This is a genomic window from Streptomyces sp. NPDC058008 (assembly GCF_042886395.1).
Lineage (GTDB): Bacteria > Actinomycetota > Actinomycetes > Streptomycetales > Streptomycetaceae > Streptomyces.
Genome location: NZ_JBHVQX010000020.1, coordinates 103,837 through 126,352, shown reverse-complemented (window position 1 = coordinate 126,352; position 22,516 = coordinate 103,837). Strand labels below are relative to the sequence as shown.

The window sequence follows — 22,516 nt, the reverse complement described above, 5'->3', positions numbered from 1 at the left end:
GATCAGTAACGTTCCTGTGCCGGGGACTCTAGCGCGGTGCGCCGGATTCCGGCAGGCTCGGTCCCCGGGCGCGGTTGTCCACAGGCCGCCACCCCGTGGAGCCCCGGCCAGTAATCTCAGCGCCCATGGAGCAGAGGCAACTGGGCCGTACCGGCCTTCGCGTGTCCCGGATCGGGCTGGGCACCCTCACCTGGGGCCGGGACACCGACGAACACGACGCGGCCGGACAGCTCAAGGTCTTCCGGGACGCGGGCGGCACCCTCGTGGACACCGCCGACGTGTACGGCGGCGGGGAGGCCGAACGCCTGCTGGGCCGTCTCCTGGGCAGCCTGGTGCCCCGCCGGGATCTGGTGATCTCTACCAAGGCGGGCAGCGTCCCCGATCCCTACCGCCGCTTCGACGGATCGCGCGGGCACCTGCTCGCCGCGCTCGACGCCTCCCTCGGGCGGCTCGGGACGGACTACGTCGACCTGTGGCAGATCCACGCCTTCGATCCGGTGACACCGCTGGACGAGACCTTGCAGGCACTGGACCTGGCCGTGTCGTCGGGGCGTGTCCGGTACGCCGGGGTGTCCAACTTCAGCGGCTGGCAGCTGGCCAAGGCGGCCACCTGGCAGCTCGGCGCGCCCGGGCTGCGCACCCGGCTGGCGTGCACGCAGATGGAGTACTCGCTGCTTCAGCGGGGCGTCGAGCGGGAGGTGCTTCCCGCGGCGCTGGACCTCGGGGTGGGACTCCTGCCGTCGTCCCCGCTGGGCCGCGGGGTGCTGACGGGCAAGTACCGGCACGGCACGCCGTCCGGCTCGCGTGGTGCCTCCGAGCAGCTGGCTCCGTTCGTGGAGCCGTACCTCGACGAGGCTGCGGGCAGGATCGTGGACGCGGTGGTCACGGCCGCCGAAGGGCTCGCCACGACGCCCCTTGAGGTCGCGCTCGCCTGGGTCCGGGACCGGCCGGGAGTGGTGGCTCCGGTGGTCGGGGCGCGCAACGCGCAGCAGCTGACCGAGGCGTTGTCGGTGGAGGCGCTTAGTCTTCCTGACGAGATCTGCCAGGCGCTCGACGACGTGTCGGCGCCCGTGCACCGCTATCCGGACCAGGACTGGAGCACGCTGTGACTGCGCATCCCCGGGGAGAGACCCCGGACCCCGCGGCCGAGGAACACCGGGCCGGCGAGGACGCCGCCGCCCGTACCGCCGACATGCCCGGCACGCCCGACGAGAGCGGTGCGGGGAGCGCGGAGGGGGCGCACCAGGGCGCGGAGAACGCGCCGGGCGCGGAAGGCCGGGAGGACGGCGCGGAGGGCGCGTCGGGCGCCGGAGCCCCGGATGAGGGTCCGGAGAGCCCGTCAGGGACGCGGACTTCGGATGAAGGTCCGGAGAGCCCGTCGGGCGCCGGAGCCCCGGAGGCCTCGGCCGCCGGTGCGGGGGGTGCCCCGGGTCCGGAGGGCCTGGATGCCGCCGCGGGTGCGTCGGAGCCGGAGAACGCTGAGGACGCTGAGGACGGGGCGGGGAGCACGTCCGGCGCCGAGGGGTCGGACGGCGGCGGGGAGGGGGCTCCTGGGGCACCCGCCGCACCGGCGTTGTCGGAGGCGGAGGCGGAGCTGGCCGCGCAGCGCGAGCTGCGCGAGCGGATCGAGAAGCGCAAGGCCGGGAAGGAAGGGCCGATCGCGGCGGGCGGGAAGCTGAGCGGCCCCGCCGCGGACCTGCTGGCGGCGGTGCGCGCGGTGGAGAGCGGCGAGAAGCCGGGCACCGCCTTCTTCGACTCCCCCGCGTCGGCGCCCGTCCCCCGCCGGGCGGCGCCCGCCGCGCCGGCGGAGCCCGCGCACCGGCCCGCCGAGCGTCCCGCCGCACGCCCCGCCTCCCCCGAGGCCGCCGCCTCGGTCGCCGAGGTGCTCACCGGGGGCGGGGCACCGGAGGCTCTGGCGCGTCCTGCCGTGGCGGCGCTCGGCGAGGGCGCCGCCGGTGTGCTGCGCGAGGACCCGTGGCAGCTGCTGTCCCTGCCCGGTGTGCGGCCCGAGCAGGCCGACGGCTTCGCGCGGGCACTGCTGGGGCCGGAGTGCGGCCCCGACGACGAACGGCGCACGGCGGCCCTGGTGGGCTGGCTGCTGGAGCGGGCCGCGCTGCGGGGCCACACCGCGCTGGACGCCGACGAGGTCAGGAAGGCGCTGGCCGGGTTCGCGGTCACCGATCCGGGCGAGGCCGTCCAGCAGGCCGTCGCCGAGGGAGTCGTCCTGGTCTTCCAGGACGGGCCCGAGGAGACGGGGCAGGAAGGTGGCGACGACGCCGAGGAGACGTCCGGGGAAGGGACACCGGGCGACGAGGAGCCGGTCCAGGTCCTGCTCGGCCTCGACCGGTACGCCCTGGCCGAGGAGAGCCTCGCCGACGGCCTGGCCCGGCTGGTCAACTCCTGCGGGAAGGACACCGACTGGACGGACGCCGCGGCCGCGGCCCCGTCCCCCTCCGCGGGCGAGCTGATCCGGGCGGCGGCCCACGCGGGGCTGGTCGTCCACAGCGGCGGCGAGAGCGCCCGCGCCGAGCCCGCCGCGCTGCTCGCGGCGGCGCGGGGCCTCGGTCTGCGGGCCCTGGGCACCACCCACAGCCCCGACGGGCGGCGCAGGCTGGCCGCCGCCGGTGATCCGGGATCCGCCGTCACCCTCTCCGACCTGCTCTCGGGCGAGGCCGGGCCCGGCCGGGACGCGGACGGGGCGTTCGCCCTCGATCTGCTGGTGGTGCTGGACGCCCCGCAGCTCGACGTGGAGACGGCCGCGATGCTGGTGGAGTCACTCGCCGACGGGACGCGGCTGGTCCTCAGCGGTGACCCGGGGGTGCTCGGATCGGCCGGTGCGGGCCGTGTGTTCGCCGATGTGATCGCGTCACGCGCCTGCCCGCACGTGGTCTCGCGCACGCCCGACCCGGGACCGATCGGCGAGCTGGTCTCGGGCATCGGCATCGGTGAGCTGGCCCAGGTCGAGGCGCCCGGCAGGGAGGTGGTGATCGTCCCCGTCCGTGACCCGGGCGAGGCCGTCCACCGCACGGTGCAGCTGGTCGCCGACTCCGTGCCGCGCGCCCTCGGCGTGCCCTCCTCCGACACCCAGGTGATCACGGTCGGACACGGCGGCCCGGTGGGTACGACCGCGCTCAACGCGGCCCTCAAGCAGCGGCTCAATCCGGGGCCGGGCCGGTTCGGGGGCTTCGACCCCGGCGACCGCGTGGTGCATGTCCCGGCACCCGGCAGGGCGGTGCCCGGCACGGTCGTCTCGGCCGACGCCGAGGGCCTGCACCTGGACTGCGCGGGCACCCCCGTGGTCGTACCGCAGGACCGGGTGGAGGCCTCCGTACGCCACGGCTGGGCGCTCAGCGCCCACCAGGCGGCCGGGACGCGCTGGCCCGCGGCGGTCGTCGTCCTGCCCGGTGACGCCGCTCAGGGGCTCAGCAGGCCCTGGGTGTACACGGCCTTCAGCCGTGGGGAGCGGCACCTGTCCGTGGTGCACGGGGCGGACCAGGCCCTGCCGCGCGCGGTGGCCGAGGTCCCCGCCCAGGAGCGGACGACCCGGCTGGCCCCCCTGCTGGAGGCGCTGCCCACGCCGGACGCCTCCCGGTAGGGCCTCGGGCCCCGGCCGGGACGTGCCGACGGCCCCGGTGCGCTGCGCGCCGGGGCCGTCGGGGTACGGACTCAGGAGCGTTGCGGAACGGCGTCGTCCAGGTCCCCGTCCAGGTCGTCCTCCTCGTCGAAGACCGAGCTGGCGTCGAAGCGGCAGACCACCCGTCCGGGATCCACCTCGTCGAACGGGGCCGCGAGCCACTCACCCGGCTCGGGAAGCTCGTCCAGCGCCGTGACCCAGAGGGTGGAGTCCCCTTCCTCCAGGCCGAACTCCGCATGCCGGGAGGCGATTTCGTCCGCCTCGTACTCGCCGAACACCACGTCCAGCGCGGCATGCACACCGGCGCTCGCCACGGCGTCCCCGTCCAGCCCGTCCGGATCGAGGTCGGCGAGCCGCTCCGCCTGAGCGAGGAGCCGGGCCGGCTCCGCCACCACGTAGTCGCGCCGGATCAGCACGCTCACCGCGTGCGGCTCCTCGGGGCCCGCGTAGGGCGGGAGGGAGCCCTCAGCGGCAGGGATCTCGAAGGGGGTGACCTCGTCGTAGCGGTCGTAGAGCAGTTCGTCGTAGACCTCGGCCGCAGCGGCCAGTGCGTTGAACGCGTCGAAGACAGCGGGGTCGTCGTCCCCGGTACGGCGTTCGACTGCCTGAAGGTGGCGGTCGATCGCGGTTTTGACTGCATCGGCGGCGGCGCGTACCTCGGCAGCGGTGGGCTGCGCAGCATCAGACATAGGACAGACGCTATCCGTACCGGGGGTCTGCCCGCACAATAGATGCGATGCCGGAATACGAATTTATCGACGTGTACGTGCCGCGCGGGGTCTCCCGCAAGGAAGCGGCCCGCCTGCTGACCGACCATGCCGAGTACGGGCACTGGGAGCTGGACCGGCTGACGCTGCGCCGTGACGGCAGCCGCCGGGTGCGGCTGCGCCGCCGCATCATCCGCCAGCTCCGCCCCACCTGGTAGCACGGAGCGGGCTCCGCGTGTGCGGAACCCGCCCGTCGGGCCGATGGCGCGGCAGCGCTATGCGGCGCTGCGCGAACGCCGGTACAGGACCGTGCCCGCACCGGCGAGCAGCAGACCCGCGCTCGCCGGGATGAGCAGGTCGAGCCCGCCGCCGCCGGTGTGCGCCAGCTGCTCGCCGGCCACCAGCTGGGTCTCGGGAGCCGGGGGCGCGACCGGTGCGGCCGGTGTGACCGGCTTCTGCGGGGTGTGCGGTGTCTGCGGGACGACGGGAGGCGGGACCGGCTCCGTGTCGTTCTCGCAGGTGTTGCCGAAGACCGGGTTGAGCAGTCCCCCGACCGTGATGCTGTTGCCGCAGAGGTTCACCGGGATCTCCACCGGTGCCTGCACCTGGTTGCCGGAGAGGAATCCGGGGGAACCGGTCGTCTCCGCCTGCGCCGAGGTGCCCGAGGCGCGGTGCCTCCCCGTCCCCGCCCCGTCGTCGCGCGCCTCGTCGTGCCCGGACGCCCGGCTCCCGGAGCCGTGACCGGACGGGGCGCCGCCGTCCGCGGTGCGTGTGTGACCGGATTCCGAAGATCCGTTTCCGCAGTCGTTCCCGCTCGCGGGATTGAGCAGACCGCCGACGTCGGCGGTGTTTCCGCACACGTTGACGGGTACGTCGATCGGGACCTGGATCGAGTTCCCCGAGAGCACGCCCGGTGAGCCCGAGGCGGCACCGGCCGCACCCGCGTCGGCGTGTGCGTAACCGCCGCCGAGCGCGAGCACTCCGCCCGCCGCCGCCATCGTGATCAGGCCTTTGCGTGTGACCTGTCGCATAGGTTGTTTCCCTGTCTTCTGCCTGCCGAAATGCCCCGGTCGCAGTCGTGCGGGGGGCCGAATGCCCAGCGGCCCCGGAGTGCATGGCACGCACTCCGAGGCCGACCGGGCTCACACCCTTACGGGTTGACGCGCATCGTCACGCGTTGACGCAGGTGTTGCCGAAGGCGGGGTTCAGCAGCCCGATCACGGAAACGGTGTTGCCGCAGACGTTCACGGGAACGTGGACCGGGACCTGCACGACGTTGCCCGAGAGCACGCCGGGGCTGCCGATGGCGGCACCCTGGGCGCCGGCGTCGGCGGAAGCCAGACCCGCACCCGCGAGCACGAGACCACCGGTAGCAGCCGCGATTGCGACGACCTTCTTGATCATGATTCCTCCTGTGTTGACAAGTGCGGTCCCAGCCGCGGACCGCATCAGGTGCAACGAGGGGAGAACGAGGGGGCTACGAGTGCGTGATCTCTTTCACCCTTTCCGGTGAGATACGCACAGGCTGTCGAATGCGGCTTCCCGGCCGGCTCAGGAGTGGTCGATGAACCGGTCGAGCACCCGGGTCCCGAACGTGAGGCCGTCCACCGGAACACGCTCGTCCACCCCGTGGAACATGCCGGCGAAGTCCAGCTCCGGCGGCAGCTTCAGCGGCGCGAAGCCGAAGCAGCGGATGCCGAGGTCGTCGAAGGACTTCGCGTCGGTGCCGCCGGAGAGCATGTAGGGAACGGCGCGCGCGATCGGGTCCTCGGCCTTGAGCGCGAGCTGGATCGCGTCCACCAGGGACCCGTCGAAGCTGGTCTCCAGCGCCTTGTCCCCGTGGACGTCCTCGCGCTTCACCCGCGGGCCGAGGATCCGGTCGAGGTCGGCCAGGAACTCCTCCTCGTACCCCGGCAGGAAGCGCCCGTCCACGTGCGCGGTGGCCTGCCCGGGGATCACGTTCACCTTGTAGCCGGCGCCGAGCATGGTGGGGGCCGCCGAGTTGCGCAGGGTGGCGCCGACCATCTTGGCGATCCCGCCGAGCTTGGCGAGCGTGGCCTCCATGTCCTCCGGGTCGAGCGGGGTGCCGAGCGCGTCGGACAGCTCGTCGAGGAAGGACCGCACGGTCTTGGTCACCCTGACCGGCCACTGGTGCCGGCCCAGCCGGCCGACGGCCTCGCAGAGCTCGGTGATCGCGTTGTCGGTGTTGGTCATCGAGCCGTGGCCGGCGGTGCCGTCCACGGTGAGCCGCATCCAGTGCATGCCCTTCTGCGCGGTCTCCACCAGGTAGAGGCGCAGGTTCTCGTTGACGGTGAAGGAGAAGCCGCCGACCTCGCCGATCGCCTCGGTGACGCCGTCGAAGAGATCCCGGTGGTGGTCCACGAGGTGGCGCGCCCCGTAGGTGCCGCCCGCCTCCTCGTCGGCCAGGAAGGCCAGCACGATGTCGCGCGGGGGCTTGCGGCCGCTGCGCATGCGCTCGCGCACGACTGCCAGGGTCATGGCGTCCATGTCCTTCATGTCCACGGCGCCGCGTCCCCACACGCACCCGTCCGCGATCTCCCCGGAGAACGGATCGTGCGTCCAGTCGGCCGCGTTGGCGGGCACGACGTCGGTGTGCCCGTGGATGAGCAGCGCGGGCCTGGAGGGGTCCTCGCCCTCGATCCGGGCGACGGTGGAGGCGCGGCCCTTGTGGGACTCGATGATCTTCGGCTCCAGCCCGACCTCGGCGAGCTTCTCGGCGATGTACTCGGCCGCCGCGCGTTCGCCGGGCCCCGAGTGGTCACCGTAGTTGCTGGTGTCGATCCGGATCAGGTCACGACAGAGGTCCACGACCTCCCGCTCCGCGGTCTCGCCGATTCCGGCCCGGCCCGTGTTGGTCTCGCTCACGCTGGTTCCTTCCACTGTCGCGGTGGTGCTCCCCCTCATCCTCGCGCGCCCGTCCCCGCGCACCAAGACCGCCCGCGCCCCGTCATGCGGCTTTCACATGGCCGGGGGCGTGATCGAGCACCCCCGAATGTTTGCTATGGTTTTCCACGTCGGAACGGGCAAGGCCCGGACGGCGGACACCCGGTCCGGGTGGCGGAATGGCAGACGCGCTAGCTTGAGGTGCTAGTGCCCTTTATCGGGCGTGGGGGTTCAAGTCCCCCCTCGGACACAGTGGAAAACCCCCAGGTCATCCTGGGGGTTTTCGCGTTTCCGCCGCGCTCCTGACCGGCGCCCGGGAACTCCGGAGGTACGGACCCGGACACCCGGGCCGCCCTCACCCTCGCGTGGTCCACGACGGCCGGCGGGAGCGCGGGCGTAGCGGGCACGGGCACCGGCGCTCAGGAGGCCACCGGGATCCCGAAGTCCGGTGTGCCGTCCGCCCGCCAGCCGAGCGCCTGTATCCGGGTGTGCCGTCCGGGGTCGTCGAGCGGGTCGCCGTCGATCTCCTCGTAGGGCCTGGCGTGGTACACCAGCACGTCCGTGCGGCCGTCCTCGGCGACGGTGAAGCAGTTGTGGCCCGGGCCGTACTGGCCCGTCTCCCGGCTGCTGGCGAAGACCGGCCCGGGGGACTTCGTCCAGGACCGCGGGTCCATCAGGTCGCTCCCCGCGTCGGCCGTGAGCAGGCCCAGGCAGTAGTTCGCGTCGGTGGCGCTCGCGGAGTACGTGAGGAAGACGCGGCCGTTGCGCTGGAGGACCGCGGGCCCCTCGTTGACCGCGAATCCCACGCGCTCCCAGTCGTACTCGGGGGTGCTGAGGCGGATCTGGGGCCCCGTCAGGGTCCAGGGGTCCGCCGTCCGGGAGAGGAAGATCGCCGTGCTGTCGTCCGGTCCGGGTTCGTGCTGCGCCCAGGCCAGGTAGCGCTCGCCGCGGTGGGTGAAGGGGTGGGCGTCCAGTGCGAACGTGTCCCAGGCCGTGGTGACCTGCCCCTTCTCGGTCCAGGTGCCGCGCGACGGGTCGGGGTGGGTGTTCTCCAGCACGTGGATCCGTATGCGCCACACGTCGTCGGCCGGTGCGGCGGCGAAGAAGACGTACCACGCGCCGTCGATGTGGTGGAGTTCCGGCGCCCAGACGTGGGCCGCCGCGTCGCCCGTCGCGCGTGCCGCCCTGATGACCGTCTCCTCTGCGGTGGCCAGGCCGTTCAGGGTGCGGGAGGAGCGCAGGACGACGCGGTCGTAGGCGGGGACCGTCGCCGTGAAGTAGTAACGGCCGTCCGTGTGGCGGGTGATGTGGGGATCGGCGCGCCGCTCGGCCAGCGGGTTGCGGAAGGGGTGCCCTGCGGGCCGGGGGTGGTTCACCGGACCGCGCCGGGTGCGAGCAGCCGCTGGTCGCGGAGTGCGCCGAGGACGAGCGCGGCGTACTCGGTGGCACCGCGCGCCGAGGTGTGGGTGTTGTCGCGCTTCTCGTCGTAGAGGTAGAGGGCCTTGGACCCCTCGGGCCCGAGTTCCTCGACCCGGGCCTTGGTCAGGGCCGTGAGGTCGACGAGCCCGGTGCGCTGTTCGGCGGCGAGGGCGCGCACCTCGGCGGGCAGGTCGACACCGAGGCCGTTGACGAGCAGCGCGGTGCCGTTATCGAGCGTGCCGTCGGTGTTGAACCAGCGGCGGACGACCGGGGTGACGAGTACGGGCCGACCGCCCTCGGCGCGCACGTCCTCGATCATCGCGGTGAGGTTGGCGCGGTAGGTGGCACGGTCGGTCTGCTTGTCGTTGTGGGCGAGCTGGACGAGGACGAGGTCCCCGTGCCGGATGCGGGAGCGCAGCGCGGGGAAGAGCGCGGGGTTGTCCCGGAAGGACTGCGAACCCTCGCCGGAGGCAGCGTAGTTGGCGACGGCCACCCGGTCGGTGAGGTACTGCGGCAGTTGCTGGCCCCATCCGGTGTAGGGCTCGCCTGCCTGGTCGCAGACGGTGGAGTCGCCCGCGAGCAGGATCTTCGGGGTGCGGACGCGTTCCACCCGGAGCCGGGCGACCCGGGGGGCCTCGCCGCCGAAGGAGAGGTCGAGCCCGGGGGTGCCGGTGGCGCCGGTGGGCTCCCCCTCGGGGTCGCGGACGTCCACGGTGAAGCTGCGCCGCACGGTCTCGCCGGCCGCGTTGGGCGTCTCGGCGAGCACGGCTCTGCGGGTCTCGGCGGTGACGGAGGTCGAGCCGGGTTCCGGGCCTCCGTCACCGCCGAGAAGCACACGGACGCGGTAGGTCCCGGGGGCCACATCGAAGTGGCAGAGGACGGGGGCGGTGCCGGCGCAGTTCCCGGGGCCGCTCTCGTGGGGGACCCGGCCGTACGCTCCGGCGGGGGCGGCGGCGAGGGTGGTCAGGGCGGCGACGGCGGTGCAGGCGGCCAGCAGTGCGGTACCGGCTCGGCGCATGACGGGGCTCCTCCGTACTGAATGGATTCAATGGGCAGGACCCTAGCGTTCGGGGCAAGCGCTTTCCACAGGGCGGACCGTTTCGCTCCCTCCCCTTGACGCCTCCTCCCGGCACCTCTAGCGTCAGGCCGATTCCACGAACGCCATCCGGCATACCGAACGCGCCCTCGGGAGAGTCATGCGTCCGCACCCCGCGCGAGGGGCCGCCGTCCCCGCGCCTTCGCCGGATCCCGGCCCGTCCGCACCGGCCCGCGGCAGCTCCGGGGACGCCCGGGCCGTGTCCCTGGCGGCCGCCGCACTGACCGTGCAGGGGCTGGACGACGTACGGGGCAGTCTGACGCTGCCCACCGCCGGGGCCCACTCCACCACCGTGAGCTGGTCGTCCTCCGGGTCCGGGGTCGTCGGGCCGGACGGCGTCGTGCGCCGTCCCGCGCCCGGGAGGGGCCCGCGGAGCGTGCGCCTCACCGCGACGGTCACCCGGGGCCGGGCCGCCGCGACCCGCGTCTTCACCGCGTATGTGCGCGAGCTGCCGCGGCGGGAGCCGTTCGGCGCGTACCTCATGGCCTACTTCACCGGCGAGGACACCCCGGACGGCGAGCAGATCCGGATGGCCCTCAGCCGGGGCGACGACCCGCTGCGCTGGCAGGAGCTGAACGGCGGCGGCCCGGTGCTCACCTCGGACCTCGGCACCGGCGGGCTGCGCGACCCGTTCGTCGTCCGCTCCCCCGAGGGCGACCGGTTCCACCTGATCGCGACCGATCTGCGGATGTACGGGGAGAGCGGCGGCTGGGACCGGGTGCAGCGCACGGGCAGCCGGTCGGTCGTGGTCCGGGAGTCCACCGACCTGGTGCACTGGACGGATCCGTGGCTGGCCGAGGTGGCACCGGAGACCGCGGGCAACGCCTGGGCGCCCGAGGCGTACTGGGACGAGGGGCTCGGCTCGTACGTCGTCCTCTGGGCCTCCGCCCTCTACGCGGCCGACGACCCGGAACATACCGGCAGCACCTACAACAGGATGCTCCGCGCCACGACGCGCGACTTCCGGACCTTCGGTGAGCCCACCGTGTGGCACGACCCCGGCCACTCGGTGATCGACTCCACGGTGATCCGCCACGAGGGCGTCCACTACCGCTTCACCAAGGACGAACGGGACCCGTCGTCGGCCGCCCCGTGCGCGAGGTTCATCACCGTGGAGAGGTCGGCGGAGCTGACCTCCGCCTCCTACGAGTTCGTCGCCGACTGCGTCGGCAGGGGCGGGGTCGAGCGCGGCGAGGGGCCCGTGGTCTTCGCCTCGCTCACCGAGGCGAAGTGGTACCTGTTCATCGACGAGTTCGGCGGCCGGGGTTACGTCCCCTTCGAGAGCACCGATCTCGGTTCGGGGCGGTGGACACCCTCCGCCGGCCACTCGCTCCCGGCGGGCGCCCGGCACGGCACGGTGCTGCCGGTCACCCGGCGGGAGTACGAGCGGCTGCTGGCGGCCCACGCGATGGGATGATGAGGGGGCTGTGCCCGTCTCCGCCGGGCCCCCGGGCAGGCCGGGCGCACGAGAAGGGCACCGGTGATGCGAGGACGGACGAAACCCCCTGCCTCACCGCTCCCCCAGCGGTCGGGCGTGGATCCGGTGCGGGTGCGGCTCCCGGCGGACCCGGCGGGGGCCTGGCCCACCGTCCGGGACCATCTGCTGGACCGTTTCGCGGGAGCGGTCGGCGCCGGGCGGGTGGACTCCATGCTGGCCGAGGGAAGGTTCGTCGGGGCGGACGGGCGGCCCGTGCGGGCGGACGAGCCGTACACCGCCGGGCGCCATCTCTGGTTCCACCGCGACTTCGCGCCCGAGGAGCCGGTGCCCTTCCCGGTGGGCGTCGTCCACCGCGACGACCGCCTGGTGATCGCGGACAAGCCGCACTTCCTGGCCACCACCCCGCGCGGCCGGCACGTCACCGAGACCCTGGTCGCCCGGCTGCGGGACGGGCTGGGGCTGCCGGAGCTCCAGCCCGCGCACCGGCTGGACCGGCTGACGGCGGGCCTGGTGCTCTGTGTCGTGCGCGCCGGGGACCGGGGGGCGTACCAGACGCTGTTCCGGGACCGGTCGGTGCGCAAGGAGTACGAGGCGGTGGCGCCGTACGACCCGGAGCTCGCGCTCCCGCGGACCGTGCGGAGCCGGATCGTCAAGGAGCGCGGGGTCATCGCCGCGCGCGAGGAGCCGGGTGCCGCGAACAGTGAGAGCCGTGTCGAACTGCTGGAGCACCGGGGCGGTTCCGGCCGCTACCGGCTGCTGCCCGCCACCGGCCGTACGCATCAGCTGCGGGTGCACATGAACGCGCTGGGGCTGCCGTTGGTGAACGACCCGGTCTATCCGGTGGTCGAACCCGAGCGCGAGCACGAGGACTACCGGAACCCCCTGCAACTGCTCGCGAAGGTGCTGGAGTTCACCGATCCGGTCACGGGTGAGCGGCGCCGCTTCGAGAGCGGGCTGCGGCTCTCCGCGTGGCCGGACCGGTGAACCCCGCCGCGGTCAGTGGCCGCGGGCGATCCACTCCTCCAGCTGCGGGGCTTCCGCGCCGATGGTGGTGGAGTCCCCGTGCCCGGTGCGGACGACGGTCTCCGGCGGAAGGGCGAACAGCCGGTCCCTGATCGAGTCGATGATCGTCGGGAAGTGCGAGAAGGACCGCCCGGTGGCGCCGGGCCCGCCCTGGAAGAGCGTGTCACCGGTGAAGACGGTGCTCAGCCCGGGGGCGTGGAGGCAGACGGCGCCGGGGGCGTGGCCCGGGGTGTGCAGCACCGTGAGGCGCGTCCCGGCGACCTCCAGCTCCCGGCCGTCGGCCAGTTCGCCGTCGGGGGCGCGGTCCGGGTGGGTCTGCTTCCAGAGCGGCAGGTCGTCCGGGTGCAGCAGGATCGGCGCCCCGGTCGCGTCGGCGAGGGCGGGGGCCGCGTCGATGTGGTCGTTGTGCGCGTGGGTGCAGATGATCGCGCGCAGCGTACGGCCGCCGAGCGCGGCAAGGATCGCCCCGGCGTCGTGGGCGGCGTCGATGACGACGGCCTCGGTGTCGTCGCCGACGATCCAGACGTTGTTGTCGACGTCCCACTCGCCGCCGTCGAGGGCGAAGGTGCCGGAGGTGACCAGGTGGTCGATGCGGGCGGTCATCAGAGGACCACCACCGAGCGCAGCACGTCACCGTCGTGCATCCGGGCGAAGGCCTGCTCGATCTCGCCGAGCTGGATGGTCTCGGTGACGAAGGCCCCCAGGTCGAGGCGCCCCTGCTGGTGCAGGTCGATGAGCATCGGGAAGTCGCGCGAGGGCAGGCAGTCGCCGTACCAGGAGGACTTGAGCGAGCCGCCGCGTCCGAACACGTCCAGGAGCGGGAGTTCGAGCTGCATCTCGGGGGTGGGCACGCCGACGAGGACGACGGTGCCGGCGAGGTCCCGGGCGTAGAAGGCCTGCTTGTACGTCTCCGGGCGGCCGACCGCCTCGATGACGACGTCGGCGCCGTTGCCGCCGGTCAGGGCGCGGATCGCCTCGACGGGGTCGCCGGCGCGGGAGTTGACGGTGTGGGTGGCGCCCATCTTCTTCGCCGTCTCCAGCTTGCGGTCGTCGATGTCGACCGCGATGATCTTCGCCGCTCCCGCGAGCCGGGCTCCAGCGATCGCGGCGTCACCGACGCCGCCGCAGCCGATGACGGCGACGGAGTCGCCGCGGCCCACCTGGCCCGTGTTGATGGCGGCGCCGATGCCCGCCATGACTCCGCAGCCGAGGAGACCGGCGACGGCCGGGGAGACCTCGGGGTCGACCTTGGTGCACTGGCCGGCGGCGACGAGGGTCTTCTCCGCGAACGCGCCGATGCCGAGCGCCGGGGAGAGCTCGGTGCCGTCCAGGAGGGTCATCTTCTGCTTCGCGTTGTGGGTGTCGAAGCAGTACCAGGGGCGGCCGCGCAGACAGGCACGGCACTGGCCGCACACGGCGCGCCAGTTGAGGACGACGAAGTCGCCCGGCTCGACGTCGGTGACGCCGTCGCCGACGGACTCCACGACGCCCGCGGCCTCGTGGCCGAGCAGGAACGGGAAGTCGTCGTTGATCCCGCCCTGCTTGTAGTGCAGGTCGGTGTGGCAGACGCCGCACGCCTGGATCTTGACCACGGCCTCACCGGGGCCGGGGTCCGGCACGAGGATCGTCTCCACGCGCACGGGCTCGTTCCTGCCCGGTGCGATGACCCCTTGTACCTGCTGCGCCATGCCGTGGTCTCCCATCCCGACTGCCCCGTCGTACGAAGACCGGTCCCTGGACCGGTCACGCCCACCGTACCCGGGCGGGGACCCGCTCACGGAGCCAGTACGTCCAGTTCGTGCAGCGCGCCGACCGCGATCTCCTTGGTCAGCCGTTCGGCGCCCTCGGCGTCGCCCGAGCGCACGGCTTCGGCGAGCCGGACGTGGAGCGTGACGGCGGCGGGGTCCGGGTCCTCGAACATGACCTGGTGGTGGGTGCGTCCGGCGAGGACCTCGGCGACGACGTCACCGAGGCGCGCGAACATCTCGTTGCCGGAGGCGTTCAGCACGACACGGTGGAAGGCGATGTCGTGCTTCAGATAGCCCTCCAGCTGCTGGCCGCGCGAGGTCGCGACCATGCCGAGGGCGCACTCGGTGAGCGCGGCGCACTGTTCGGCGCTGGCGTTGCGGGCCGCGAGCCCGGCGGCGACCGGCTCGACGGCGGACCGCAGCACGGTCAGGGAGCGCAGCTGCCGGGGCCGGTCGGCGCCGGCGAGCCGCCAGCGGATGACCTGGGGGTCGTAGACGTTCCACTCCTCGGTGGGACGCACGGTCACCCCGACCCGGCGCCGGGACTCCACCAGGTGCATGGACTCCAGGACCCGGACCACCTCGCGGACGACCGTGCGGGACACGTCGAAGCGCTGGGCGAGCTCGTCGGTGCGCAGGACCAGGCCGGGCGGGCACTCCCCCGCGGCGATCTCCAGACCCAGGGTGTCCAGCACATGCGTATGCAGCCCCTGGGCAGGTGTGGTCATGCCCACAAGCCTACGGGGCGGCCTTCGGGATCGAAAAGTACGACGTTTATGTCACAGCCTCTTGAATAAGTCGTATGTAATGGGTTTCAGTAGCGCGACGGACCGATGTCGACGGACCGATGTCGATGAAGACAGCGAGGCACCAATGAGCACCCCCCACGTCGTCGTGGTGATGGGCGTTGCAGGGACCGGCAAGACCACGATCGGCCCCCTGCTCGCCGACGCCCTGGGCGTCCCCTACGCCGAGGGCGACGACTTCCACCCGCCGGCCAACATCGCCAAGATGTCCGCCGGTACGCCCCTGGACGACGACGACCGCTGGCCGTGGCTGGACGCGATCGGGCAGTGGGCGCACGGCAGGGCCGGGCTGGGCGGTGTCGTCAGCAGTTCGGCGCTCAAGCGCGCCTACCGCGACCGGCTGCGGGCCGAGGCCCCCGGTGCCGTCTTCCTGCATCTGACCGGCGACCGGTCCCTCATCGAACGCCGCATGGCGGGCCGCAAGGGCCACTTCATGCCGACCGCGCTGCTCGACTCCCAGTTCGCGACCCTGCAGCCGTTGCGGGAGGACGAGGCGGGCGTCTCCGTCGACGTGTCCGGCACTCCTGAGGAAATCACCGACCGGGCCGTCGCAGCGCTGCGCCGGCTCGCCAACTAAGGATCACCACCGTGACCAGTCTCAGCGTCGAGATGCTGGCAGCGGATGCCGTCGAACCCATCACTTCGGCCGGCAACGCACAGCTGGGCATCGCCGTACTGGCGGGCATCGCCGTCATCGTCCTGCTCATCACCAAGCTCAAGATGCACGCGTTCCTCGCGTTGACCATCGGCTCGCTCGCCCTCGGCTCCTTCGCCGGCGCCAACCCGGCGAAGACGATCGCCAGCTTCACCGCGGGTCTCGGCTCGACCGTCGCGGGGGTCGGTGTCCTCATCGCCCTGGGCGCCATCCTGGGCAAGCTGCTCGCCGATTCCGGCGGCGCCGACCAGATCGTGGACACGATCCTCGCGAAGGCGAGCGGGCGCGCGATGCCGTGGGCGATGGTCCTGATCGCCTCGATCATCGGGCTTCCGCTGTTCTTCGAGGTCGGAATCGTGCTGATGATTCCGGTGGTGCTGCTGGTCGCCAAGCGCGGCAACTACTCGCTGATGCGCATCGGCATCCCCGCGCTCGCCGGCCTGTCCGTGATGCACGGGCTGATCCCCCCGCACCCCGGCCCGCTGGTGGCGATCGACGCCCTCGGCGCCAACCTGGGTGTCACCCTGGCCCTCGGTGTGCTCGTGGCCGTCCCGACCGTGGTCATCGCGGGCCCGGTCTTCTCGCGCTACGCCGCCCGCTGGGTGGACATCGAGGCGCCGGAGAAGATGATCCCGCAGCGCCCGTCGGAGGAGCTGGACCGCCGTCCGAGCTTCGGTGCGACCCTGGTGACGATCCTGCTGCCCGTCGTGCTGATGCTGGTCAAGGCGTTCGTCGACATCGTGGTGGACGACCCCGAGAACCACGTCCAGCGGGTCACCGACGTCATCGGCTCGCCGCTGATCGCGCTGCTCGCGGCCGTCGTCGTCGGCATGTTCACCCTGGGCCGCGCGGCCGGGTTCACCAAGGGACGGCTCTCCTCCACCGTGGAGAAGTCGCTCGCCCCGATCGCGGGCATCCTGCTGATCGTGGGTGCGGGCGGCGGGTTCAAGCAGACCCTCATCGACGCCGGTGTGGGCCAGATGATCCTGGAGTTCTCCCAGAACTGGTCGATACCCGCCCTGCTGCTCGGCTGGCTGATCGCCGTCGCGATCCGGCTGGCGACCGGCTCGGCGACCGTGGCCACCATCTCGGCGGCCGGTCTCGTCGCCCCGCTGGCCGCCGACATGTCCACGTCCCACGCGGCGCTGCTCGTCCTCGCGGTCGGCGCGGGTTCGCTCTTCTTCAGCCACGTCAACGACGCGGGGTTCTGGCTGGTGAAGGAGTACTTCGGCATGGACGTGCCGCAGACGATCAAGACCTGGTCGGTGATGGAGACGATCATCTCCGTCGTCTCGCTGGCCTTCATCCTGCTGCTGTCGCTGGTGTTGTAGCCGGCTCCGCTCCCTCGGGAGCCCCCGACGGCCGCCGAGGCGCTCGTCCGCACGGTGCGCATGCCACGGCATGGCTCCGGGCGGACGGGCGCCTTCGCCGTGCGGCCACCGCCGGCCCGGGCCCACGGCCGGCGGGTGACGGGCGCGAAGGGCCGCGGGTGCTCCCGGCGGTGTTCAGCGGGGGGCGGATCCGCTCTCCGCCGCCTTCTCCAGCTGGAAGGCCTCGTTGCCGAGGCCGATCCTCGCGTGGACGTCGGGCCTGGTGCGCCGCAGCACCGCCCCGTAGGCCAGACCGGCGACGAGGGCGAGGACGACGACGCCCGGCAGCACCCACTTCAGGGCCGAGCCGGGGCCGGAGCCGACGAGGACGTCGAAGTCCCGGACGGTGAGGACGGCGATGGCCAGCAGGGCGAGGCCCGCGAGGCCGGAGGCGACGAGCCGGGGCGCCTGGGCCCGGCCCGCGCCGCGCCGTACGAAGAACGCGATGACGGCGAAGGAGGCGGCGGCCATCAGCACGATGACGCCGAGCGCTCCGACGTTGCCCATCCAGGTGAACAGGTGCAGGACCGGGGCCGTCGGGTCGCCGACCGGGTTGCCGTCGGTGACGGCGAAGGCCAGCACGATCACGACGGAGAGCCCGGACTGGAGCATGGAGCCGGTGGCGGGGGCCCCGCTCGTCTTGTTGGTGCGTCCGAAGCCCGCGGGCAGCAGCCCCTCCCGGCCCATGGCGAAGGCGTACCGGGCGACCACGTTGTGGAAGCTGAGCAGCGCGGCGAACATGCCGGTGACGAACAGGACGTGCAGGACGTCGGTGAAGGTGGCGCCCAGCCGCTCCTCGGTGAGGCCGAAGAGCATGCCCGGCCCCTCCTTCAGGGAGGTGTCCGCGATGGAGGCGGGTCCCGCGGCGACGGTCAGGGCCCAGGAGCTCACGGCGAGGAACAGGGCGGCGTACCCGACGGCCAGGAACATCACGCGGGACACGACGACCTGCGGGCGGCTGGTCTCCTCGGCGTACACCGGGGCCTGTTCGAAGCCGACGAACGCGGCGATGCAGAAGCAGAGCGCGGTGCCCAGGCCCGCGCCGGTCAGGGTCGCGGGGTCGAACGCGTGCAGGGACAGCCCCTCGGGGCCGGGCTTGCCGACGGCGGCGATGTCGAAGATCACCACGAGGGCGCACTCGACGACGAGCAGGACGCCGAGGACCTTGGCGTTCAGGTCGATCTTCAGCCAGCCGAGCACGCCGACGACGGCCACGGAGACGAGGGCGGGGATCCACCACCGGAGGTCGATGCCGAGGTACGTGGCGAAGAGGCCCGAGACCTCGAAGCCGAGGATGCCGTAGATGCCGACCTGCATGGCGCTGTAGGCGACCAGGGCGATGAGCGAGGCGCCCGCCCCGGCGGTGGGTCCGAGCCCCCGGGCGATGTACGCGTAGAAGGCCCCGGCGTTGTGGACGTGCCGGCTCATCTCCGCGTAGCCGACGCCGAACAGCATCAGGACGATGCCGAGGATGACGTAGAGCAGGGGCTGTCCCACGATGCCCATCACCCCGAAGACCGTGGGCATCACGCCCGCCACGACCATCAGGGGGGCGCTGGCGGCGAGGACGGACAGGAGCAGTCCGGGGGTACCGAGCCGGCCGGCGCGCAGCGCGCGCTCCTCGCCCTTGTACGTGTTGATCCCGCCGGTGTCGCCGTCCATGGCGGTGGCGCCGGTCCGGCTCGTAGCTGTTCTGCCCGTCGGCATGGCGGGGGTGGTCCCTTCGTCGGTGACGGTGTGCGTCAGGGGGCGCCGAGCGCGAGGGTGCGCGCGGCGAGGAACTCGGGGTACGGGTCGCGGCCCGCGTAGGACCACGGGGCCTCGGTGGCGTGGGGGCCGATGCGGTGGAAGAGCGCGGCGGCCTCGGCGGGGCGGCCCTCGCAGGTCTTGGCGTGGGCGAGGAAGTTGAGGTCGGTGCGGTGGCGGGGGTGGTCCTCGCGTTCCCATTCGAGCCACCAGTCGAAGGCGGCCTTCATCACCTGTCTGGCCCGGCGTCCCGACCAGTGCCCGGAGGCCGCGGGGTCGTCGGGCACCACCCCGGCCGCGGCGAGGACACGGTAGCGCTCGGCGTGGGCGACGACCGGGAGCACCGCGAGCGGCGAGTCGGCCGGGGCCTGTTCGGCGGCCCACGCGGCGAAGTCGTACACCTCGTGGAGCGGGTCGCTCTCCGGGTGGACCTCGGCGAGGGCGGCCGTCATGAGGTGGTGGGCGTGGTGGTGTTCGGGGTGGCGGGCGCGGATCTCCTCGAAGTTCCTGGCGACCGCCTCACGGGTGCCGTGCGTGCGTTCCAGCGTCATCAGGCCGAGCCAGGGGGTGGGGTCGGCGGGGGCGAGCGCGGCCGCGGTCAGACAGGCCTCGCGCGCCCCGTCGCGTTCACCGTCACCGGCCTTGGGGCGCCGGGAGCGGGCGACGGTGGCGCAGGCGAGCAGCGTGGAGGCGTCGGTGCTGTCCGGCTCGGCGAGCAGCCAGTCGCCGGCCCAGCCGACCGCGGAGGGAACGGCGGCGAGGGTCAGGAGCCGATGGCCCCGGCGGTCCCAGTCGGTGCCGGTCGCGACCAGCAGGGAACGGGCCCGGGTCCAGCGACCCTGCGCGAACTGCGTTCTCACCTCGATGAGTTCACCGTCGCCGAGCGCCGGGTCGAAGGCGTGGTCCGAGCGCCCGCCCTTGCGGCGGGACCGGCCCAGGGGCGGCGGAGGCGGAGACATCCGCAGGCTTCCTTTTCGACTTCGACATGACACCAGCACATTTCGATGCCGTGTGCGATCAGACGATCGCGCACAGCAAAGCGTTAGGCAACGCTCGCAGTCAAGGGCGACATGGCATCAACTCCGTTCATCTGTCACGCAGTTGGAGGACGGGACACCACGGCCCCGACCATTCGCGCAGTTCGCGAGCCGACCACGGGAGTGACGGACGGGGACGGGGTGACGCGTGCCACACTGCCGCCATGGAGAACCGTGAACCGCTCAAGCCCTTCCTCCTCGCGTTCCCCGGGCCGCTGCGCGACCGTCTGGTGGCGGCCGTGCTCTCGGGCGAGAAGGTCTCCACCTCGGGGCTGCTCGTGGAGTACGAGGTCGAAGGGGAGGAACTCCCTCCGGTGGGCGAGCGGTCCGCGGTCATCGACTCCGACGGGCGGGAGGTCGCCGTGGTCGAGCTGACGGACGTGCGGGTGCTGCCGCTGGGCGCGGTGACGCTGCGGCACGCGCTCGACGAGGGCGAGGGGCACACGTCGGTGGCGGCGTGGCGGGAGGCGCACGAGGCGTTCTGGCACAGCGAGGAGATGCGGGAGGCGCTGGGCGACCCGCTCTTCACCGTGGACGACGACACGATGATCGTGGCGGAACGTTTCCGGGTGGTGGAACGGCTGGGGTGACGGGCGGGCGGACCGACGGAAGACGCGCGGCCGGCTTCAGGGGGTAGGACCCCAGGCGTCAGTCGGGTGGACCTGCGGACGAGCGCACCGGCAGGCAGGAGCCCCGCCTCGCACCGTCCTGCGGGCCGACCGGTCCCGGCACCGCACCCGTGGGCGCCCGTACGGTGGACACCGGCACCGTGGGCGCCCGCACCATAGGCGCCCGGCACCGTAAACGCCCCAGCCATAAGCGCCCGACTCCGTGAACACCCGGCACCGTAAACGCCCCAGCCATAAGCGCCCGACTCCGTGAACACCCGGCACCGTGGACGCCCCGCCATAAGCGCCCGACTCCGTGAACACCTGGCTCCGTGGACGCCCGGCTCCGTGGACGCCCGGCTCCGTGGGCGCCAGCGCCGGCCGGGCGTTCGCTCGGCCGATCCGTGCGACGGCCGGCCGGTCCCGGCGCCGCACCCGTCCGCCCCCGTGCTGCCCGTGTGCCCGGCGCCGCACAACGAGGGCGCCCGACAGCCGGCCGTACCCACGACGTGACCACCGCTCGGGGCGCGTTCCCCCGGGGAGTCGTCCTTCCGGGGGCGCCGTCCCCTCTTCCCGTGAGCCCCCGCGCCGGGCCTGTCCGTCAGCCGGTCGCCCTGGCCGCCGCGCGGCCCGCCGTCCGGCCCGAGAAGATGCAGCCGCCCAGGAACGTGCCCTCCAGCGAGCGGTAGCCGTGGACCCCGCCGCCGCCGAAGCCGGCCGCCTCCCCCGCCGCGTACACCCCGGGGAGCGGTGCGCCGCCCTCGGTCAGGACGCGGGAGGACAGGTCCGTCTCCAGGCCGCCGAGGGACTTGCGGGTCAGGATGTTCAGCCGCACGGCGATCAGGGGACCGGCCGCGGGGTCGAGGATGCGGTGCGGTTTCGCCGTACGGATCAGCTTGTCGCCCAGGTAGGAACGGGCGCCGTTGATCGCCATGATCTGGAGGTCCTTGGTGAAGGGGTTGGCGATCTCCCGGTCGCGGGCGGTGATCTCGCGGCGCAGGTCGTCCTCGTCGATCAGCCCTTCCCCGGTGAGCGCGTTCATCCCCCGTACGAGCGCGCCGAGGTCCTTCTCCACGACGAAGTCGGCCCCCTGGTCCATGAACGCCTTCACGGGCCCCGGGACGTCGGCGCGGGCCCGGCCGATCACGTCGCGCACCGACTTCCCGGTCAGGTCCGGGTTCTGCTCGGAACCGGAGAGGGCGAACTCCTTGCCGATGATCTTCCGGTCGAGGACGAACCAGGTGTAGCCGTGGCCGGACTTCATGATGTGTTCGAGGGTGCCCAGCGTGTCGAAGCCCGGGAAGAGCGGCACCGGCAGCCGCTTGCCCCGGGCGTCGAGCCAGAGGGAGGACGGGCCGGGCAGGATCCGGATGCCGTGCTTGGCCCAGATCGGGTTCCAGTTCTCGATGCCCTCGGTGTAGTGCCACATCCGGTCGCGGTTGATGTGGTGGGCGCCCGCCTTCTCGGCGATGCCCAGCATCAGTCCGTCGACGTGGGCGGGGACCCCGGAGAGCATCGTGGCGGGCGGGGTGCCGAGCCGGTCGGGCCACTGGGCGCGCACGAGGTCGTGGTTTCCGCCGATGCCCCCGGAAGTGACGATCACGGCCTGGGCCCTGAGCTCGAAGGCGCCCGTGACCTCGCGGCTGCTGGCGGTGCCCCGCTCGGCTCCGCTCTCCCGGAGGATCTCACCGGTGACCGTGTCGACCTCTCCGGCCGAGCGGCCGAGCCCGGTCACCCGGTGGCGGAAGCGCGCCTGGACGAGGCCCTTGGCCATGCCGGCGCGGACCCGCCGTTCGAACGGGGCCACGATGCCGGGGCCGGTGCCCCAGGTGATGTGGAAGCGGGGGACGGAGTTGCCGTGGCCGTTCGCGTCGTAGCCGCCGCGCTCGGCCCAGCCGACGACGGGGAACAGCCGCAGCCCCTGGGCGCGCAGCCAGGACCGCTTCTCCCCCGCCGCGAAGTCGACGTACGCCTCGGCCCACCGCCGTGGCCAGTGGTCCTCGTCGCGGTCGAAGCCGGCCGTGCCGTACCAGTCCTGGAGGGCCAGGTCGTGGCTGTCCTTGATCCGCATCCGGCGCTGTTCGGGCGAGTCGACCAGGAAGAGCCCTCCGAAGGACCAGTGGGCCTGGCCTCCGATGGACTGCTCGGGCTCCTGGTCGAGCAGGATCACCGTGCGGCCCGCGTCGACGAGCTCGGCGGTGGCCACCAGCCCCGCGAGACCTGCCCCGATCACGATCACGTCAGCGTCGTACGCCATGGGTTCCATCCTTCGGAGCGGTGCGGGGCAGCGGCGGGCAGGCGGGGACGGGCGAAGTTACTTGTGGG

General features: G+C 72.9%; 20 protein-coding genes and 1 tRNA gene. 9 read left to right on the top strand and 12 right to left on the bottom strand.

Features of this window, described 5'->3' with window-relative positions; translation table 11 throughout:
• Positions 1 to 125: 125 nt before the first annotated feature.
• The gene (locus ACFVS9_RS21525) at positions 126 to 1,109 is read left to right on the top strand and encodes an aldo/keto reductase (protein ID WP_389934546.1); all 984 of its coding nucleotides are present in this window, start codon (positions 126 to 128) and stop codon (positions 1,107 to 1,109) included.
• Positions 1,106 to 3,595, top strand: a complete 2,490-nt coding sequence (locus ACFVS9_RS21520) for a helix-hairpin-helix domain-containing protein (RefSeq protein ID WP_389934543.1) — start codon at positions 1,106 to 1,108, stop codon at positions 3,593 to 3,595. Before ACFVS9_RS21525 ends, ACFVS9_RS21520 begins: the two co-directional genes overlap by 4 nt.
• Before the next feature lie 71 nt (positions 3,596 to 3,666).
• On the opposite strand, the gene ACFVS9_RS21515 is transcribed toward ACFVS9_RS21520, so the two are convergent.
• A complete protein-coding gene (locus ACFVS9_RS21515) occupies positions 3,667 to 4,323 on the bottom strand; it encodes a hypothetical protein (protein ID WP_383114073.1) in 657 nt (218 codons plus the stop codon).
• A 47-nt stretch (positions 4,324 to 4,370) separates the two neighbouring features.
• On the opposite strand from ACFVS9_RS21515, the gene ACFVS9_RS21510 reads away from it, so the two are divergent.
• Entirely contained in the window at positions 4,371 to 4,559 is a 189-nt protein-coding gene (locus ACFVS9_RS21510; protein ID WP_053930948.1) for a DUF5703 family protein, read from the top strand.
• A 57-nt stretch (positions 4,560 to 4,616) separates the two neighbouring features.
• Here the strand turns inward: ACFVS9_RS21510 and ACFVS9_RS21505 are convergent, their stop codons facing one another.
• From ACFVS9_RS21505 to ACFVS9_RS21495, 3 genes are all read right to left on the bottom strand, one after another.
• Complete coding sequence (locus ACFVS9_RS21505) at positions 4,617 to 5,372, bottom strand: chaplin (RefSeq protein ID WP_389934540.1); 756 nt, start codon at positions 5,370 to 5,372, stop codon at positions 4,617 to 4,619.
• Between the two features lie 139 nt (positions 5,373 to 5,511).
• Entirely contained in the window at positions 5,512 to 5,745 is a 234-nt protein-coding gene (chpH, locus tag ACFVS9_RS21500; protein WP_383114075.1) for a chaplin ChpH, read from the bottom strand.
• Between the two features lie 147 nt (positions 5,746 to 5,892).
• Positions 5,893 to 7,227: a M20/M25/M40 family metallo-hydrolase gene (locus ACFVS9_RS21495; RefSeq protein ID WP_383114076.1), complete on the bottom strand. Its 1,335-nt coding sequence runs from the start codon at positions 7,225 to 7,227 to the stop codon at positions 5,893 to 5,895.
• 183 nt (positions 7,228 to 7,410) lie between these two features.
• Here ACFVS9_RS21495 and ACFVS9_RS21490 point away from each other — a divergent pair.
• A tRNA-Leu gene (locus ACFVS9_RS21490) sits at positions 7,411 to 7,495 on the top strand.
• Between the two features lie 169 nt (positions 7,496 to 7,664).
• On the opposite strand, the gene ACFVS9_RS21485 is transcribed toward ACFVS9_RS21490, so the two are convergent.
• Both ACFVS9_RS21485 and ACFVS9_RS21480 read right to left on the bottom strand, forming a co-directional pair.
• Positions 7,665 to 8,621, bottom strand: coding sequence for a family 43 glycosylhydrolase (locus ACFVS9_RS21485; protein ID WP_383114077.1), 957 nt, complete (start codon positions 8,619 to 8,621; stop codon positions 7,665 to 7,667).
• A complete protein-coding gene (locus tag ACFVS9_RS21480; protein ID WP_389934535.1) occupies positions 8,618 to 9,682 on the bottom strand; it encodes a rhamnogalacturonan acetylesterase in 1,065 nt (354 codons plus the stop codon). The genes ACFVS9_RS21485 and ACFVS9_RS21480 overlap by 4 nt, the downstream gene beginning before the upstream one ends.
• Positions 9,683 to 9,959: 277 nt before the next feature.
• Here ACFVS9_RS21480 and ACFVS9_RS21475 point away from each other — a divergent pair, with 277 nt between their 5' ends.
• Both ACFVS9_RS21475 and ACFVS9_RS21470 read left to right on the top strand, forming a co-directional pair.
• Entirely contained in the window at positions 9,960 to 11,177 is a 1,218-nt protein-coding gene (locus tag ACFVS9_RS21475) for an immunoglobulin-like domain-containing protein (protein WP_389934532.1), read from the top strand.
• A gap of 66 nt (positions 11,178 to 11,243) precedes the next feature.
• A complete protein-coding gene (locus ACFVS9_RS21470; protein ID WP_389934529.1) occupies positions 11,244 to 12,182 on the top strand; it encodes a pseudouridine synthase in 939 nt (312 codons plus the stop codon).
• 12 nt (positions 12,183 to 12,194) lie between these two features.
• Here ACFVS9_RS21470 and ACFVS9_RS21465 read toward each other — a convergent pair whose 3' ends face one another.
• The 3 genes from ACFVS9_RS21465 to ACFVS9_RS21455 form a co-directional block, all read right to left on the bottom strand.
• The gene (locus tag ACFVS9_RS21465; protein ID WP_383114081.1) at positions 12,195 to 12,824 is read right to left on the bottom strand and encodes an MBL fold metallo-hydrolase; all 630 of its coding nucleotides are present in this window, start codon (positions 12,822 to 12,824) and stop codon (positions 12,195 to 12,197) included.
• Positions 12,824 to 13,909, bottom strand: a complete 1,086-nt coding sequence (locus ACFVS9_RS21460; protein ID WP_383114082.1) for an S-(hydroxymethyl)mycothiol dehydrogenase — start codon at positions 13,907 to 13,909, stop codon at positions 12,824 to 12,826. Before ACFVS9_RS21460 ends, ACFVS9_RS21465 begins: the two co-directional genes overlap by 1 nt.
• An 86-nt stretch (positions 13,910 to 13,995) precedes the next feature.
• Entirely contained in the window at positions 13,996 to 14,697 is a 702-nt protein-coding gene (locus ACFVS9_RS21455) for a FadR/GntR family transcriptional regulator (protein WP_389934525.1), read from the bottom strand.
• 145 nt (positions 14,698 to 14,842) lie between these two features.
• Here ACFVS9_RS21455 and ACFVS9_RS21450 point away from each other — a divergent pair, with 145 nt between their 5' ends.
• On the top strand, positions 14,843 to 15,352 hold the full coding sequence (locus ACFVS9_RS21450) for a gluconokinase (protein ID WP_383114084.1): 510 nt from the start codon (positions 14,843 to 14,845) through the stop codon (positions 15,350 to 15,352).
• A gap of 11 nt (positions 15,353 to 15,363) precedes the next feature.
• Positions 15,364 to 16,761, top strand: coding sequence for a GntP family permease (locus ACFVS9_RS21445; protein ID WP_383114085.1), 1,398 nt, complete (start codon positions 15,364 to 15,366; stop codon positions 16,759 to 16,761).
• A 174-nt stretch (positions 16,762 to 16,935) separates the two neighbouring features.
• Here the strand turns inward: ACFVS9_RS21445 and ACFVS9_RS21440 are convergent, their stop codons facing one another.
• Both ACFVS9_RS21440 and ACFVS9_RS21435 read right to left on the bottom strand, forming a co-directional pair.
• Positions 16,936 to 18,507 (bottom strand): APC family permease, encoded by a 1,572-nt coding sequence (locus tag ACFVS9_RS21440; protein WP_389934521.1) that lies wholly within the window; start codon positions 18,505 to 18,507, stop codon positions 16,936 to 16,938.
• A gap of 35 nt (positions 18,508 to 18,542) precedes the next feature.
• A complete protein-coding gene (locus ACFVS9_RS21435) occupies positions 18,543 to 19,505 on the bottom strand; it encodes a hypothetical protein (RefSeq protein WP_383114087.1) in 963 nt (320 codons plus the stop codon).
• Positions 19,506 to 19,747: 242 nt separating this feature from the next.
• Between ACFVS9_RS21435 and ACFVS9_RS21430 the strand changes: the two genes are divergently transcribed.
• Entirely contained in the window at positions 19,748 to 20,173 is a 426-nt protein-coding gene (locus ACFVS9_RS21430; RefSeq protein WP_389934517.1) for an ASCH domain-containing protein, read from the top strand.
• A gap of 619 nt (positions 20,174 to 20,792) precedes the next feature.
• Here ACFVS9_RS21430 and ACFVS9_RS21425 read toward each other — a convergent pair.
• Positions 20,793 to 22,448 (bottom strand): FAD-binding dehydrogenase, encoded by a 1,656-nt coding sequence (locus ACFVS9_RS21425; protein WP_389934513.1) that lies wholly within the window; start codon positions 22,446 to 22,448, stop codon positions 20,793 to 20,795.
• Between the last annotated feature and the right edge of the window lie 68 nt (positions 22,449 to 22,516).

Bases quoted from the DNA above. Each gene is read 5' to 3' on its own strand.
- ACFVS9_RS21425 (WP_389934513.1), bottom strand. From the start codon at position 22,448: ATGGCGTACGACGCTGACGTGATCGTGATCGGGGCAGGTCTCGCGGGG.
- ACFVS9_RS21460 (WP_383114082.1), bottom strand. From the start codon at position 13,909: ATGGCGCAGCAGGTACAAGGGGTCATCGCACCGGGCAGGAACGAGCCC.
- ACFVS9_RS21465 (WP_383114081.1), bottom strand. From the start codon at position 12,824: ATGACCGCCCGCATCGACCACCTGGTCACCTCCGGCACCTTCGCCCTC.
- ACFVS9_RS21525 (WP_389934546.1), top strand. From the start codon at position 126: ATGGAGCAGAGGCAACTGGGCCGTACCGGCCTTCGCGTGTCCCGGATC.
- ACFVS9_RS21455 (WP_389934525.1), bottom strand. From the start codon at position 14,697: ATGACCACACCTGCCCAGGGGCTGCATACGCATGTGCTGGACACCCTG.
- ACFVS9_RS21450 (WP_383114084.1), top strand. From the start codon at position 14,843: ATGAGCACCCCCCACGTCGTCGTGGTGATGGGCGTTGCAGGGACCGGC.
- ACFVS9_RS21440 (WP_389934521.1), bottom strand. From the start codon at position 18,507: ATGCCGACGGGCAGAACAGCTACGAGCCGGACCGGCGCCACCGCCATG.
- ACFVS9_RS21480 (WP_389934535.1), bottom strand. From the start codon at position 9,682: ATGCGCCGAGCCGGTACCGCACTGCTGGCCGCCTGCACCGCCGTCGCC.
- ACFVS9_RS21505 (WP_389934540.1), bottom strand. From the start codon at position 5,372: ATGCGACAGGTCACACGCAAAGGCCTGATCACGATGGCGGCGGCGGGC.
- ACFVS9_RS21515 (WP_383114073.1), bottom strand. From the start codon at position 4,323: ATGTCTGATGCTGCGCAGCCCACCGCTGCCGAGGTACGCGCCGCCGCC.
- ACFVS9_RS21470 (WP_389934529.1), top strand. From the start codon at position 11,244: ATGCGAGGACGGACGAAACCCCCTGCCTCACCGCTCCCCCAGCGGTCG.
- ACFVS9_RS21510 (WP_053930948.1), top strand. From the start codon at position 4,371: ATGCCGGAATACGAATTTATCGACGTGTACGTGCCGCGCGGGGTCTCC.
- chpH (WP_383114075.1), bottom strand. From the start codon at position 5,745: ATGATCAAGAAGGTCGTCGCAATCGCGGCTGCTACCGGTGGTCTCGTG.
- ACFVS9_RS21435 (WP_383114087.1), bottom strand. From the start codon at position 19,505: ATGTCTCCGCCTCCGCCGCCCCTGGGCCGGTCCCGCCGCAAGGGCGGG.
- ACFVS9_RS21430 (WP_389934517.1), top strand. From the start codon at position 19,748: ATGGAGAACCGTGAACCGCTCAAGCCCTTCCTCCTCGCGTTCCCCGGG.